Source organism: Dysgonomonas sp. 520, assembly GCF_010501095.1.
Taxonomy (GTDB): domain Bacteria; phylum Bacteroidota; class Bacteroidia; order Bacteroidales; family Dysgonomonadaceae; genus QVMP01.
The window spans coordinates 66,870-80,998 of record NZ_QVMP01000006.1 but is presented as its reverse complement, the minus strand read 5'-3'; the positions used below and the strand labels follow the sequence as shown (position 1 = coordinate 80,998).

The window sequence follows — 14,129 nt, the reverse complement described above, 5'->3', positions numbered from 1 at the left end:
AATAAAATATGAATATACTTATAACCGGTATACACGGATTTGTTGGTGGCAATTTGGTTAACAGCCTGAAAAATAAACATTCAATATACGGATTAGACATTGTCACTCCGGCTAAAGACGGGGTTGAAAAAACCTACAAATGGGATGAGTTGGATAAACTTCCCGATATTGATGCCATCATTCATCTGGCAGGTAAGGCTCATGATACGAAAAACCAAACCGAATCCCAGATTTATTTTGATATAAACACAGGCTTGACTCAAAAAATATATGATTGGTATTTAAACTCAAATGCCCGTAAATTTATTTTTTTCAGTTCAGTAAAAGCTGCCGCTGATGTTGTTGTAAGCGATATTTTAACCGAGGATATTATACCCAATCCTGTTGGGCCTTACGGAGAAAGCAAAATTGCAGCCGAAAACTATATTCTGCAACATCTACCAAAAGACAAATATGTATATATCTTCAGGCCTTGCATGATTCATGGTCCTGGAAACAAAGGAAATCTGAATTTACTTTACAGCTTCATTGAGAAGGGTATCCCCTATCCTCTTGGAGCATTTGACAATAAACGGTCATTTACGTCTATCGACAACCTTAGTTTCTTCATTGACCGGGTAATTGATAAAGACATCGAAACCGGTATTTATAATATTGCAGACGACGAGCCTTTATCAACCAATGAGTTGATAAGATTGATATGCAAAGCTCTCGATCGTAAACCCAGAATATGGAATATATCGAAGTCATTGGTTAGCGCAGGAGCCAAGGTAGGCGACATCTTGCATTTGCCTTTAAATACTTTCAGATTAAATAAACTGACGGAGAATTATGTAGTCAGCAACAAAAAAATAAAAGAGAGTATCGGTGTTGAGAAACTGCCGGTTACATCTTCAGATGGAATTATAAAAACAATAAAATCGTTCAAGAAAAGAAACTAAATCATGATTTATATAGCTGTTGTTTGCATACTAACTGTTTTGATACTAATCTATTTTAAAATTGCAGATAAATACAACATTGTTGATAAACCAAACGAAAGAAGTTCGCATACAGCCATAACCTTACGAGGTGGTGGTATCATATTCTGGTTTGCTGCTCTTATATACTTTGCACTACACTTAAACACCGGTTATCTGTTCTTCACGGGGATAACTATGGTTAGTTTTATAAGTTTTTACGACGACATAAAAAGCCTGCCCAACAAATTAAGGGCGCTGGTTCAGTTTATTGCGATCAGTATTAGCTTTTACGATTTAGGATTGCTTCAATCCCAGCCTTGGTGGCTTATCCTGATAGCCTATATATTTGCTGTCGGCATCATCAATGCATACAATTTTATGGACGGTATAAACGGCATTACCGGAATATACTCGATAGTAGTAATGCTTTCGTTCATAGCGGTCAACAAATATGTCATTGAATTTGAAGATTACGATTTTCTTATATTTCCTATATTGGCTTGCGTGGTATTCCTGTTTTTCAATTACAGGAAAAAGGCTAAATGCTTTGCCGGAGACATCGGCAGCATATCCATGGCTTTTTGGATTATCTATTTAATGATAAAATTAATGTTGATAACAAATTCTATTATATGGCTTCTCTTTCTGGTTGTATATGGTGTAGATTCTGTTTGTACTATTCTGCATAGGCTGTATCTAAAACAAAATATATTCAAACCTCACAGGCTACACTTCTATCAAATCCTTAGCAACGAGCAGAAGATAGACCACCGTGTAGTATCTCTTTGCTATGGCATTGTGCAGGGGATTGCGTCGCTCGCTACAATTTATTTATACGAAACAATGAATGAATATTTGATAATGCTAGTGATAATAACACCTTTAGTTTTGATATATCTCATAAAATTTAAACTAATAAAAAATGGAACCAAAAATAATTGAAGGAGGTGTCTTCTCCGATAACAGAGGTACGCTCTCTTTTGTCAATGATTTTAAGTTTGACAATATTAACAGATTCTATATAATTGAGAATTCAACCGAAGACGATACCCGTGCATGGCATGGACACAGAAAGGATGTCAAGAATTTCTATTGTATACAAGGCTCATTCCTTGTCTCTTACGTAAAAGTGGACGATTGGGATAATCCATCCCCCGATGCGAAACCGGAAAGAACAATGCTTAGTGCAGAAAAAAGCCAAGTTCTGGTTATTCCCGCCGGATATGCAAACTCAGTGAAGGCTCTGGAAAAAGGCTCTAAATTGATATCATTCTCAACGCTTCCCATCGAAGAGGCAGAAGGCGATAGCGTCAGGTACGATAAGTCATTGTGGCCTACCGAATAATATTAATGTGAATTAGTAGTTGAAAAGTGTTGGATTTTAGTCAACACCCACCCCTACAATCAAATAGGGTATTGTTGTAGGGGCAGGCTTCTAGTCTGCCCGAAAGTAGGGGCGTAAAATCTTACGCCCTCATGTCAATAATATCGGATGTGTGTCAAAAGTAAATTTTAATGTCTTTTTGTCTTCCTGAACAGAGTGAAGGATCTGTTTTTAGAATGTTCAGATTCTTCGTTGCACTCAGAAACAACAATCGAGGAGCGAAGGCGACTCAAGAGGAATGCAAGTAATCTTTGATTACGCGCAGCATGTTGTTGAATTTAAACCAACGTTTTTGCTATAACAAACACAACTACTGATTGGCATTATTAACTGATCAGCCGTTCTATTTCTTCCTTGCTCATATTGCTCAGGGGGTTGGACGATGAAATAAAGGTTTCCGCCAGCTTGGATTTACTTTCCTGCAACTGGCGGATTTTTTCTTCTATACTGCCCGACGATATAAAACGGTATACAATCACATTTTTATTTTGTCCTATCCTGTGCGAACGGCTTATAGCCTGCATCTCTGCCGCAGGATTCCACCAGGGATCGAGGATGAACACATAATCGGCTGCCGTGAGGTTGAGCCCCACCCCACCCGCTTTAAGGGAAATGAAAAAACAGTTGACATCTTCGTTTCTCATATACCGGTCTATTTCTTTTTCCCTGTCCTGAACATTAGTTTCTCCGGTCAGCCACGCATATTTCCAATCTTTTTCGTCAAAATAACGGGAAAACAAACGCAAATGCTTGACAAACGACGAGAACACCAAAACCTTATGATTACTGCTTCGCAAGGTTTCCAGATACATAACCACTTGTTCAAACTTGCCCGAATCTTCGGTATATGAGGGTTCCAGCAACCCCGGATGATTAGCCAACAAACGCAACCTTGTCAACCCCTGCAAAGTGATGAATGCAAATTTTGAAGAGTCTGCCAATTGATCGCCAATCATCAGGTTGTTCCTTATCTTATTTTTCTCGTGATTGTAACATTTTTGCTGCTGTTCGCTCATGTCGCAATAAATAGTTTCTTCGGTCAGAGGAGGTAATTCAGGTGCGACTTCGCTTTTTGTCCTTCGCAAGATAAACGGCTGGATTATTTTCAGCAATATCTCTTCTTTCTCTTTATTATTCCTGTTTATCGGGTTTATATAAGTCTTCTGAAAAGCCGATTGAGTGCCTAGCATCCCCTCATTCACGATATTGAATTGCGCCCACAAATCGGAAAGAGAATTTTCGATGGGCGTACCCGTCAACGCGAGTTTGTGCATCGCATTGATACGCTTCACCGCCTTGTATGTCATCGAATTAGGATTTTTTACATACTGGCTTTCGTCCAAAACAAAATGATGAAAGGTGCATCTTTCCAGCATATCTATGTCTATTCGCAAAGTTCCGTAAGTAGTAAGAATGACATCAAACATACGGAAAAACTTATCCAAATCCTTGCTTTTCATTCGCTTATCGCCCGAATACAAATACACCTTCTGATTGGGCGTGAAACGTTTCAGCTCGTTTTGCCAGTTATGCAGCAAAGAAGTTGGCATAACAACCAGCGATGGCGGGTAGTCTTTTGAGGTATTCTGCTCCAGATTGTCTTCCTCGAAAAAAGATAATTGTCCTGTCGGGTTTATTTTCTTCCCCGTATTCGCTTTTTTTCTCTGCAGATGAACATATTGCAACAAAGCAATAGTTTGCAATGTTTTTCCTAATCCCATGTCATCGGCAAGGCAACCTCCAAAGCCATTTTCCATCAAATGCATCAACCACGAAAAGCCTTTGCGTTGATACTGTCGCAAAGTAGCATTCACACCGTCAGGAACAGGTAATAACTCTTTCAGGTGAAAATCCGACACTTGTTTATGAGCATCAATATTTAACAAATCAACCAGTTGATAATGATACTTTTGGAGACGAATATCATCCCCAATTTTCTTGCCGAAAAACATCAGCTCGTGATAACGGGTAAACCACTCGGCAGGCAATATAGCAATACTGCCATCGGGAAGAACATATTCGCGTATATCGTTCAGTATATGGTTTTTAAAACGAACAAACGGTATTCTGAATTCTCCAAAAACCGCCTCACTGCGTATGTCAAACCAGTCTTGCTTTTCGTCCAGAATATTATCAACCGAAATTTCTCCCAGAAAATATTTCTTGTCATCCACATTTTGCGAAAAAGTAAAATGCGATAAGATATCTTGATGCGAGCGAATCCAATCAATCAACAAATCTATATTTTCATCCTCATCCGGTTTGTTGACGCGAAATCCATTTATCCCGACCTTCTTAAGTCCATTCTCCTCCAAAAGCCTAACCCGCGAATTTTCCCACTCCCTGTTACGATGAAACCAAATCAGGGAGATTTCTCCATTTTTTTCAACAGGTTCCACTATCTTCTTTTCGGTTGCATCAAATGGATATGCTTTATCCTCGTACATGAAATCAAGGTTTAGAACAGGCAACATATCCCAACCGTTGGTCAAAGACAAAAGTGCTTTACTCTTCGGTTCTATTTCCTGTATATCAATCCCTTGTGCATTTACCACATTATTTTTGACACAATTTGCAACAAACTTTTCAATATATGCCTTTTCCGATGCTTTTGGAACACTTACATATTCCTTTGAAAAAAAAGGAAGTAGTTTTTTCGCATCTATATCTTTAAATACAAGCAACTTATCATCTACCACAACAACCGCAGGATCATTGCATATCATGACCGAAAACTTTCCGTTCAGTTCAATTTCTTCATGTTTCCATTTCACAGAAATAAAATAACGCAAGCCTACCGATTCGTCTCTTCTGAAATTGAATATTGCTAAAGCATGATTTTGAGATGTTTCTATTTTATTATAATCGAAGAGAGTACGTTTCTTCACCCCACCTTCACGATAATAAACATCCAATCCCGATTGAGGAAGCCTGTCGATTATCTGTAATTGATATTTCTCAATGGTAGGGCGAATGTAAAGTTCAATAGTCTTATCCGACACATTCTTCTGAAAATCTGTCACTGTTTTGTCTTTCGAGTAGCTTTTCATCAACGATTTCACGGAATACTTTTCGGCCAAGACTACAATTTCCTGCTGAACGGCACTCAGTGATGAAAAATAGGAAGACTTTTCGTCTGCAATTTCCAGAATGGTTAACGAATCTGATGCTTCTTCCCTCACCCACACAGGTTGGATAATATTTCCCCAAAGAGGTTGTTCTATGATAGTTATTACAAGTTTTTCTCTCATTATCAATCAAATAACGCCAACACAGAGAAGCGTACAAAGCCAATCTATGTAAACTTTTTCATTAGATAAACATGCTAAGATAGTAATAATTGATAAATGTTGCTGAAAACCTGAAACACGAAAAACAAAAAAACAGCTACAATAAGTAATTTTCTTATTTTCACTAATTTTTTCTTACTTTTGTGTTTATTCTTCAATTAAAAGTTAATCATAACATTATTTATTCTGGTCATAAGCTATTATGAAAAAACTACTATCTCTTATTTTAATAGCCACATTGTTTGTGGGTTGCTCAAGTGATGATGAGAAACATACGAGTTTTCAAATAAAAAACACCTCAAAAATAGCAACATTTTACAATGTTGTTGCCGGTTATAGAGTACCACCAAACAATACATTAAAAAAAATTGCCGACTTAGGTGACATCGGTCCGGGAGAATCATCTAAAAAAATCATTATAGAAGACTTAACACATGAGATAGAATTTTTCGATGATGTATATTTCCAAAACGGCGAATATACCCAAACCTATCTTTTAAGTATCAATACCATAAGAAGTAATCGAAACAATTTATATTCTATAAGTGAGGGTAAAACCCTTTGTGTTGAAAAAGATAATCCTGAAGAATATCCACAATAGAAATACCTGACAAACATTGCCCGATTAGAGTAATGTTTTCAAAATAAAAACGGTTTCAGTTAACACTGAAACCGTTTTCGCTTTTTATAGTATGTCCTGATTATTATTCATTTATCAATGAGAACAATTCAACGGCGGCCTCATGTGGTCCGTCTTTCGCTTTACCTTCAATGGCAAGCGATGTATGTATCTCACCTATTTTCACACCATCTTTTTTCATATCGGAGAAGAACTCACGCACCAGAACTTCTGTTTCGGCTTGTTCTTGAACCGGACCAAACGGATTTGCGAAATAAGATTTCACCAAACCTTTCTCCGTTGTTGTTCCTTTTGCCTTACGTGCTCCATCTTCAAAAATATTGATCGCTTCATCCAAATCATCATAGAACACAATCTTCTTATCCGACTCCGTATAATTATTAGCATAAAGCATCAAATCTACCTTGTAACCTTTCATTATGACTTCGTACGTAGATATCGGAATTGTTACACGGGCGTTTATTCTGTCCGGATTGGTATAGATACCCCTATCCAATTGTTCATACGCATAAGCAGGATCAAGGTCGTCAATACGAACAAATGCTCCGATCTCGGTTCCGTAACCTGTTATCGACCCATCTTCTTCCTTTTTCAGGAATCCCATATCGTCGAAGATAACCCTCATGTGACGGATGTAGCTGGCATTCAACGAACGGAAGGCCTCCAGACTTTCTGATTTTCCGGCTCCACTATCACCCATTATCACAATATTAGACTCTTTTCCGTTTTTCAGAACAATATTCACCATCGCCCCATGTATAGGCAAATTGCGATGTTCTATTTGCTTAACATTATGCAACGTCAGCAACATTTTTTTCATATATCCGAAATAGTCTATATCATCACAATAGTTGGCATAGCCAATCAAAATGTCATTCTTTTTATCCTTGTAGTAGAATGTGCGTTTTTCTTCGGCTCCGTCAGGATATCCAAATACATATATAATATCCGGTTTTTTTCCGATATATTCACTTTCCTTCGCCAACTCGAACAAGTTTGCCAATCCAACTCCATGTACCATGAAGTCTTTGTGGAAATAGACAAATGTCAGCATGCTTCCCACTTTTGCAGGAAATACAAACCAATCGTCTTCGTTCAGTACGATATTTTCAAGTGGATTTTGCTGATGCTCACGGAATATACCATCCCGTGTATTCTTTTTTGTGTAAGATATGAAAGGAGGCTGGATAACAACCGTGCTGATGAACGGTATTTCTGCCAGGCCTTTATATTCTATGGGACAGTTCCAACTAACATCATTAAGCGTTAAACTAGCGTTTGCGCCGGCAGTCATTTGCCTGTAAACCCTTTGCTCGTACCCATTCACAGTGTCTTGTATTCTTCTCCATGTTGACAAAACAAGCTCATTGAACATGTCATTAGCCTGAATGAAGCGCACATTCTGTAAACCTTGTCCCAGTCTGCTGTTTCGCACAATGGTATAACGTTCCAGCTTTTTCCAGAACAATCCCATCAGGTCGATCAACTCTATAAACAAGTCTTTGTCTTCGAAAAATACAGAATATTTGTTATCCACCGCTATCACTTCTTCTACATTGAAGACAGTGAGGAGTTTAAACGATTCGATAATAGACTCTATAAAGTCTTCTTCTGTTTTAAATGCTTTAACATAGTGGTCATAAATAATTACTTCATCCCGTTTCAAACTTTTAACAAAAGCCTCAACTGCCCTTTTAAATCCGTAACTACTTAGAAGTTTTTGTTTTGTATCACAATATTTTAGAGTGAAATTAATCATCGCCCTACCGCGAGATAATGTAAATTCATGTAGCATATCTGGTTACTCTTTGATTGATATTAATACTTATTCTGAACTTTTTGTCAACAGAGGCTAGCAAAGATAAGAAAAAATTTTATATTTATAACTTTTAGTTACGTTTTAGGATTCTATACTTTGTTAAAGAATCTTAGATATTTGATTAATAAAGATGATTTTGAGAACTTTTTGTAATACTTTTTTGTTTAGATTAATTATAAATAATCCAAAGAAATTGTATTATGATAACAAAAATCGAACAAATTTTGGGAGACTCTGCCAAGTATCTTCTCGAACATACAAGTAAAACAAAAACTGCCTGTCAACAATGGCGGATTCACGGCTCTGAATTACAGTAAAACGGATTCTCGTGTCTATTCCGATTTAACCAGCGATCACCCTATCGACCTGTGTCGCTATCAAGTAGCCAATGGTTATATGGGACGTGTCGGGTTAATCAATTCAGGAGGTGAATCGCACGGAGCATCCGACCTGAAAGAAGCCGTATATACGGCTGTGGTGATCAAACATGCGGGTGGCATGGGTTTAATCTCCGGGCGAAAAGCATTTCAGAAACCTATAAAAGATGGTATTGAGCTATTGCACGCCATACAAGATGTGTATTTGGACAAATCAATAAGTCTTGCTTAACAACAACCACTTAAACAACTGATAATAACAGCATTGTATCACAGCGAGTAAACAAAAATATAAATACTCGTAAATAATTAAGGCGTAACAAGGTATTTTGTTACGCTTTTTTGTTTTACTTTGAAAAAGAAAAAAACACTTACTTATGATATTATTAGCTGATAGCGGATCAACCAAAACAGATTGGTGTCTGGTGAATGAAAAATGGGAAGTAGTGAAGCATGTGGAAACAAAAGGGCTAAATCCTTATTACCATTCCATCGATTCCATTGCCTACGAGATAGAAATGTCCTTGATGAGTGAAATCAGGGAGTATAAAATAAACCATGTTTATTTTTATGGTGCAGGATGTGAATTTGACAAGAAAGGAGATATCCGCAGGGCAATATCATTGAGCGTGAAGTGCGATTCGATAGAGGTGGATAGCGATCTGGTTGCTGCTGCCCGTGCTTTGTTTGGCTCGCAAGAAGGCATTGCCTGTATTTTAGGAACAGGCTCAAGTTCTTGCCTCTTTGACGGAGAAAAGATTATAGACACAGTTCCGTCGTTAGGATATGTGCTTGACGACTTGGGCGGAGGTTCGGCTTTGGGTAAGTATTTTATAAGGGCGTGCTTTAAAAAGCAAATGCCCGAAGATGTAGTGGATAGATTTCTTCTGGCTTATAATATGAACATAGAAACCGTTATGGATAAGGTATACAGGCAACCTTTGCCCATCCGTTTTCTGGCAAATGTTTCTCCTTTTCTTTTAGAAAATAAGGATGTTCCAAAAATAAACAAACTGATAAAAGATTGCTTCAGGGAGTTTTTCGAATATAACATCGTGAAATATGATAATTACAGAGACTTGAATCTGGCATTTACGGGTTCTATATCTTATTTTTATCAGGATTTTCTGAAAGATGTTGCCGAAGAATACGGATTAACCATCTCCCGAATATTGAAATCTCCCGTCGAGGGATTATTAGCCTACCACAAGAAAGGGATTTAATGAAAATAGGAAATATTGAGTTCGGGCAAAACCCTGTGTTTCTGGCTCCTATGGAAGATGTGACTGATGTCGGTTTCAGGTTGCTTTGTAAGCAGTTTGGTGCAGATATGGTTTATACTGAATTTATATCCAGCGATGCTCTTATCCGCCATGTCAATAAAACCCAAAAGAAACTGGAAATAGATCAGCGTGAACGCCCTGTTGCCATGCAAATATATGGCAGAGAGGTTTCGGCTATGGTGGAAGCTGCTAAAATATGCGAAGAGGCAAAACCCGATATTCTGGATATTAATTTTGGCTGCCCGGTGAAAAAAGTAGCCGGAAAAGGAGCCGGATCGGGAATGATGCGAACGCCCGATCTGATGGTAGAAATCACAAGAGAGGTTGTGAAAGCGGTGAATATTCCGGTTACTGTGAAAACCAGATTGGGTTGGGACAACGATTCCAAGATAATAGTGGAACTGGCCGAACGTTTGCAAGACACAGGTATTCAAGCATTAACAATTCACGGACGAACACGGGCGCAAATGTATACAGGCGAAGCCGATTGGTCGTTGATAGCAGAGGTAAAGAAGAATACACGGATGCACATCCCGGTAATAGGAAACGGGGATGTTACGAGTCCGGAAATATGCAGGCAACGATTCGAAGAAACAGGCGTGGATGCCGTGATGATAGGACGTTGGAGTATCGGAAACCCTTGGATATTTGAAGATGTGAAGCATTTTCTAGCAACAAACGAACAACTGCCGAACAAGCCATTCATCTGGTATCTGGATATATTGAAGCAAATGATTTGCAACAACATCGAGCAAGCTGGCGAACGTGGTGGAATCATTCACAGCCGCAGGCATTTAGCGGCAAGTAATATTTTTAAAGGTATTCCCGATTTTAAACAGACTCGTGTAGCAATGCTTCGGGCAAATACGCAAGAGGAATTGTTTGGAATCATGGATTCAGTATCCGAAAGATTTCAGTTGAAATAAATAAAAAAACTGATTGCTTCGGGCGAAAAAAATATTTATCTTTGCCTGTCCTTTTTCAAATAAGAGAGATTAAGCACGCGTGGTGGAATTGGTAGACACGCTACTCTCAGAAGGTAGTGTCCGTTGGGATGTGCGAGTTCGAATCTCGCCGCGTGCACAGTAGAAACAAGAAAGCCTGCAATTATGCAGGCTTTCTTACTTTATGATAATCAGGGTTGACTTACTTTACAAACCCTCTGTTTTTCAACATATAAACAGGATTTGGCTCTGCTCCTCTAAATTTAACATACAGAGTCATCGGATCGTCCGTATTTCCTTTCGAAAGAACATTCTCCCTGAACGATTTTGCCGTTGCCTGATCAAAGATTCCTTTTTCTTCAAACGCTTGGAAAGCATCCGAATCTAAAACCTCAGACCACATATAGCTGTAATATCCGGCCGAATATCCACCATTGAATATGTGCGAGAAATATGTACTGCGATATCTTACGATAATCTCCGGTATAAGTCCGATTTTATCCAAAACATCTTTCTCAAATTTGCGCACATCAATGTCGCCTCGTTTCTCAATCGTATACCAATTCATATCCAAAAGTGCAGCCGCAACAAATTCTGTTGTCGAGAAGCCTTGATTAAAATTAGCAGCTTTCTGTATTTTTGAAACAAGTTCCTGAGGAATCACTTCGCCTGTTTTATAGTGTTTTGCATACAGCTTCAACACTTCAGGATGTAACGCCCAATGCTCCAAAACCTGAGATGGCAGTTCCACAAAGTCACGAGATACCGAAGTTCCCGACAGTGTTGGGTATGTACATTTCGACAACAGTCCATGCAAACCATGACCAAACTCATGGAACATTGTAGTTACTTCGTCCAAAGACAACAATGATGGTTCAGAGCCTGAAGGCACCGTAAAGTTTCCTACATTATATATGACCGGAGTAATAAATTCTCCATTGCTGATACTCTGATCTCTGAAACTGCTCATCCATGCTCCGGGTCGTTTTCCCTGACGGGCAAAATAATCAAGGTATATTGTCCCGATATACGATCCGTCACCGTCCGACACTTTATACACTTTCACATCTTTCTGATAGACAGGTATATCTGTAATTTCGGTAAGCGTCAGTCCATAAAGTTTATTTACGACCGTAAATAGTCCATCGCGAACATTATCTATCATGAAATAGGGCTTCAACTCATCTTCGTTCAAAGCATATTTCTCTTGACGAAGTTTTTCGGTATAATACCACCAATCCCACGATTCAAGTTTGAAATTGCCACCTTCACGGTCTATCAGTTTTTGAAGCTCGGCAGCTTCCGCCTTTGCCTGAGGTAGAGCATATTCCCATATACGATTCAACAGTTTAAATACATTTTCGGAGTTTTTTGCCATTGTTTCTTCCAAAACAAAATCGGCATGAGTTTTATAACCAAGAAGATTCGCTTTTTCGAGACGAAGATTTACAATCTGGCTGATATTCTTCTTATTATCGTTTTCATTGCCATTATCACCCCTATTGTACATCGCCTTATAAAGTTTCTCCCTCAAATCTCTGTTTTCTGCATATTGCAAAAATGGCATCCAACTTGGTTTTTGAAGCGTAAATATCCATTTTCCTTCCTGCCCGTTTGCATTGGCGGCTTCGGCTGCAACAGCAATCACATCTTTTGGCAAGCCTGCCAGATCTTTCTCATCTTCAATGACCAGTTTAAAATCTTCCGTTTCAGCCAACAGGTTATTACCAAAGCTGAGAGTAAGCAAACCAAGTTCTTTATTTATCTCTCTCATACGGTCTTTCTGAGAGCCATCGAGCAAAATACCCGAACGAACGAAATTTTTGTAATATTTTTCGATCAAACGTTTTTGCTCTGTCGTATAGTCGGTACGAGTTGTATCATCATGTACGGCTTTTATACGGGCAAAAAGTTTCTCGTTCAGATAAATATTATCTTCATGTTCCGAGAGTTTCGGACTAACTTCTTTGGCTATTGCCTGTAATGTTGAATCGGACTGAGCACCCATCATTGCATAAAAAACAGAAGAAACCCGATCTAATAATTTCCCAGACTCTTCCATTGCAACCAAAGTGTTTTCGAAAGTTGGTGCTTCCTTATTATCCGCTATTGCATTGATTTCCTCTGTTTGCTGTTTTATTCCTTCTTCAAAAGCAGGCATATAGTGCTCCACTTTTATCAGGTCGAACGGAGGCACACCATTGGGTGTTGAAAATTCAGTAAGGAAAGGATTGTCCGAAGCCTTCTTACTGTCGCACGAATACATCATGATAGTTAATAAACTGATAATAATTAAACTCTTTTTCATAAATTCTTGAGTATTGGATATTTAATTTGACAGAAATGTTTTATATAAGCCGGAATGTTTTTCGGCCAGCTTATGAATATGTTTTTCTCGTTTTTCGAAAAAATCGAAACAGAAAGTAACATCTTTTTTTCCTGAAAGTTTTTTCCACATGCCCACTACCTGTCCGTTATGAACTATAATGGGTTTGAAAAGCCCGTTATTGCTTATAACCTTCGAGTAATGCCCGAACGTAAAAATATCTTTCCGGTCTTTATAACTGACCGTATATTCATCAAAAGCGGGCAGTAGCAGAATAGAATCGTCATCCGGATTTTGCACAACCGTCGTATTATTAAACAAATAGACCTGACCGTTTATTGTTTCCCCTGCAAAATCATCTTTTACCAATTCTGCAGCCTGTCTTACTTGCGTCATGGATAAACCCGACCACCATTTAAAATCATTCAGAGTTGCCGGAGCATGACTCGAAAAAAACCTGAAAGCCAATTCTCTTAATGCTTCGTCTTCTACTAAGTTCCTCGATTGTTTAACTCGTTCATCAAACAAAGCATAGGTTCGCTTTTTACCTTTTAGTATACCACTGCAAACCAGTTTGTTCAGTTCGGCATGATACATTATATGATTTAGCCTGCGATTGTCGAGCTGAACACCCCCGGAAACTAACTTTTCGCCAATTTCCTGACGTGTCAGATGATTATTTCCCGAAAGGGCTTTTTCTATAATCTTATCGCATTGAGATAAAAGCGGCGCTGTCAGTTCGAGCACTTTATCAGACGGTTTCAATAGCGTTTTCACACACCTAGAGGTCAAATCCATTATCCAGCCAATATCTTCGGCAGCAACAACATGCCATGTAGGACGCATAATGTGAGTGCGTATTATCTCTCCTTTGTTCAGAGATTCTTCCACCTGTTTTTCGGTAGAGTCGGGCAATCGCACACCGATTGCCCACTTTACCATATTAAAATCTTGCGCCTGCATCGCCCCCATCCATGAAACAATTTCGCGAGGAGTTGTCAACTGTGTTCCAGATAGTTGCTGATTCAGCAGTCGTATATTAGCAATAGTCTGACTATTCATATAACACAAAAATAGAGATTATTATATGAAATAAAAACAGAT

10 protein-coding genes, 1 tRNA gene and 1 pseudogene are annotated in these 14,129 nt (G+C 38.6%); 8 read left to right on the top strand and 4 right to left on the bottom strand.

The window, feature by feature from the left end; all coding sequences use genetic code 11:
• The first annotated feature begins 8 nt into the window (after positions 1-8).
• The 3 genes from D0T56_RS04675 to D0T56_RS04665 are packed head-to-tail and all read left to right on the top strand — an operon-like array spanning position 9 to position 2,307.
• Complete coding sequence (locus D0T56_RS04675) at positions 9-941, top strand: NAD-dependent epimerase/dehydratase family protein (RefSeq protein WP_163318974.1); 933 nt, start codon at positions 9-11, stop codon at positions 939-941.
• 3 nt (positions 942-944) lie between these two features.
• Positions 945-1,904, top strand: a complete 960-nt coding sequence (locus D0T56_RS04670; protein ID WP_163318973.1) for a glycosyltransferase family 4 protein — start codon at positions 945-947, stop codon at positions 1,902-1,904.
• Positions 1,885-2,307, top strand: coding sequence for a WxcM-like domain-containing protein (locus D0T56_RS04665; RefSeq protein ID WP_163318972.1), 423 nt, complete (start codon positions 1,885-1,887; stop codon positions 2,305-2,307). The genes D0T56_RS04670 and D0T56_RS04665 overlap by 20 nt, the downstream gene beginning before the upstream one ends.
• 365 nt (positions 2,308-2,672) lie before the next feature.
• Here the strand turns inward: D0T56_RS04665 and D0T56_RS04660 are convergent, their stop codons facing one another.
• A complete protein-coding gene (locus D0T56_RS04660; protein WP_163318971.1) occupies positions 2,673-5,597 on the bottom strand; it encodes a DEAD/DEAH box helicase in 2,925 nt (974 codons plus the stop codon).
• Between the two features lie 241 nt (positions 5,598-5,838).
• Here D0T56_RS04660 and D0T56_RS04655 point away from each other — a divergent pair, with 241 nt between their 5' ends.
• Positions 5,839-6,237 (top strand): hypothetical protein, encoded by a 399-nt coding sequence (locus tag D0T56_RS04655; RefSeq protein ID WP_163318970.1) that lies wholly within the window; start codon positions 5,839-5,841, stop codon positions 6,235-6,237.
• 103 nt (positions 6,238-6,340) lie between these two features.
• Here D0T56_RS04655 and D0T56_RS04650 read toward each other — a convergent pair whose 3' ends face one another.
• Positions 6,341-8,071, bottom strand: coding sequence for a phosphoenolpyruvate carboxykinase (locus D0T56_RS04650; RefSeq protein WP_163318969.1), 1,731 nt, complete (start codon positions 8,069-8,071; stop codon positions 6,341-6,343).
• Positions 8,072-8,356: 285 nt separating this feature from the next.
• Between D0T56_RS04650 and D0T56_RS04645 the strand changes: the two are divergent.
• The 4 genes and pseudogenes from D0T56_RS04645 to D0T56_RS04630 form a co-directional block, all read left to right on the top strand.
• Positions 8,357-8,704: pseudogene (locus tag D0T56_RS04645) on the top strand (fructose-bisphosphate aldolase); the annotation flags it as partial.
• 145 nt (positions 8,705-8,849) lie between these two features.
• Positions 8,850-9,695, top strand: a complete 846-nt coding sequence (locus tag D0T56_RS04640; protein WP_163318968.1) for an ATPase — start codon at positions 8,850-8,852, stop codon at positions 9,693-9,695.
• The gene (dusB, locus tag D0T56_RS04635) at positions 9,695-10,681 is read left to right on the top strand and encodes a tRNA dihydrouridine synthase DusB (RefSeq protein WP_163318967.1); all 987 of its coding nucleotides are present in this window, start codon (positions 9,695-9,697) and stop codon (positions 10,679-10,681) included. The genes D0T56_RS04640 and dusB overlap by 1 nt, the downstream gene beginning before the upstream one ends.
• A gap of 73 nt (positions 10,682-10,754) precedes the next feature.
• Positions 10,755-10,838, top strand: a tRNA-Leu gene (locus D0T56_RS04630).
• Positions 10,839-10,901: 63 nt separating this feature from the next.
• On the opposite strand, the gene D0T56_RS04625 is transcribed toward D0T56_RS04630, so the two are convergent.
• Positions 10,902-13,007: a M3 family metallopeptidase gene (locus tag D0T56_RS04625; RefSeq protein WP_163318966.1), complete on the bottom strand. Its 2,106-nt coding sequence runs from the start codon at positions 13,005-13,007 to the stop codon at positions 10,902-10,904.
• Positions 13,008-13,028: 21 nt separating this feature from the next.
• Positions 13,029-14,087, bottom strand: a complete 1,059-nt coding sequence (locus D0T56_RS04620) for a winged helix DNA-binding domain-containing protein (protein ID WP_163318965.1) — start codon at positions 14,085-14,087, stop codon at positions 13,029-13,031.
• Between the last annotated feature and the right edge of the window lie 42 nt (positions 14,088-14,129).

Coding starts and splice junctions, on each gene's coding strand:
- D0T56_RS04655 (WP_163318970.1), top strand. CDS start 5,839: ATGAAAAAACTACTATCTCTTATTTTAATAGCCACATTGTTTGTGGGT.
- D0T56_RS04670 (WP_163318973.1), top strand. CDS start 945: ATGATTTATATAGCTGTTGTTTGCATACTAACTGTTTTGATACTAATC.
- D0T56_RS04660 (WP_163318971.1), bottom strand. CDS start 5,597: ATGAGAGAAAAACTTGTAATAACTATCATAGAACAACCTCTTTGGGGA.
- D0T56_RS04665 (WP_163318972.1), top strand. CDS start 1,885: ATGGAACCAAAAATAATTGAAGGAGGTGTCTTCTCCGATAACAGAGGT.
- D0T56_RS04620 (WP_163318965.1), bottom strand. CDS start 14,087: ATGAATAGTCAGACTATTGCTAATATACGACTGCTGAATCAGCAACTA.
- D0T56_RS04675 (WP_163318974.1), top strand. CDS start 9: ATGAATATACTTATAACCGGTATACACGGATTTGTTGGTGGCAATTTG.
- D0T56_RS04640 (WP_163318968.1), top strand. CDS start 8,850: ATGATATTATTAGCTGATAGCGGATCAACCAAAACAGATTGGTGTCTG.
- D0T56_RS04625 (WP_163318966.1), bottom strand. CDS start 13,007: ATGAAAAAGAGTTTAATTATTATCAGTTTATTAACTATCATGATGTAT.
- dusB (WP_163318967.1), top strand. CDS start 9,695: ATGAAAATAGGAAATATTGAGTTCGGGCAAAACCCTGTGTTTCTGGCT.
- D0T56_RS04650 (WP_163318969.1), bottom strand. CDS start 8,071: ATGCTACATGAATTTACATTATCTCGCGGTAGGGCGATGATTAATTTC.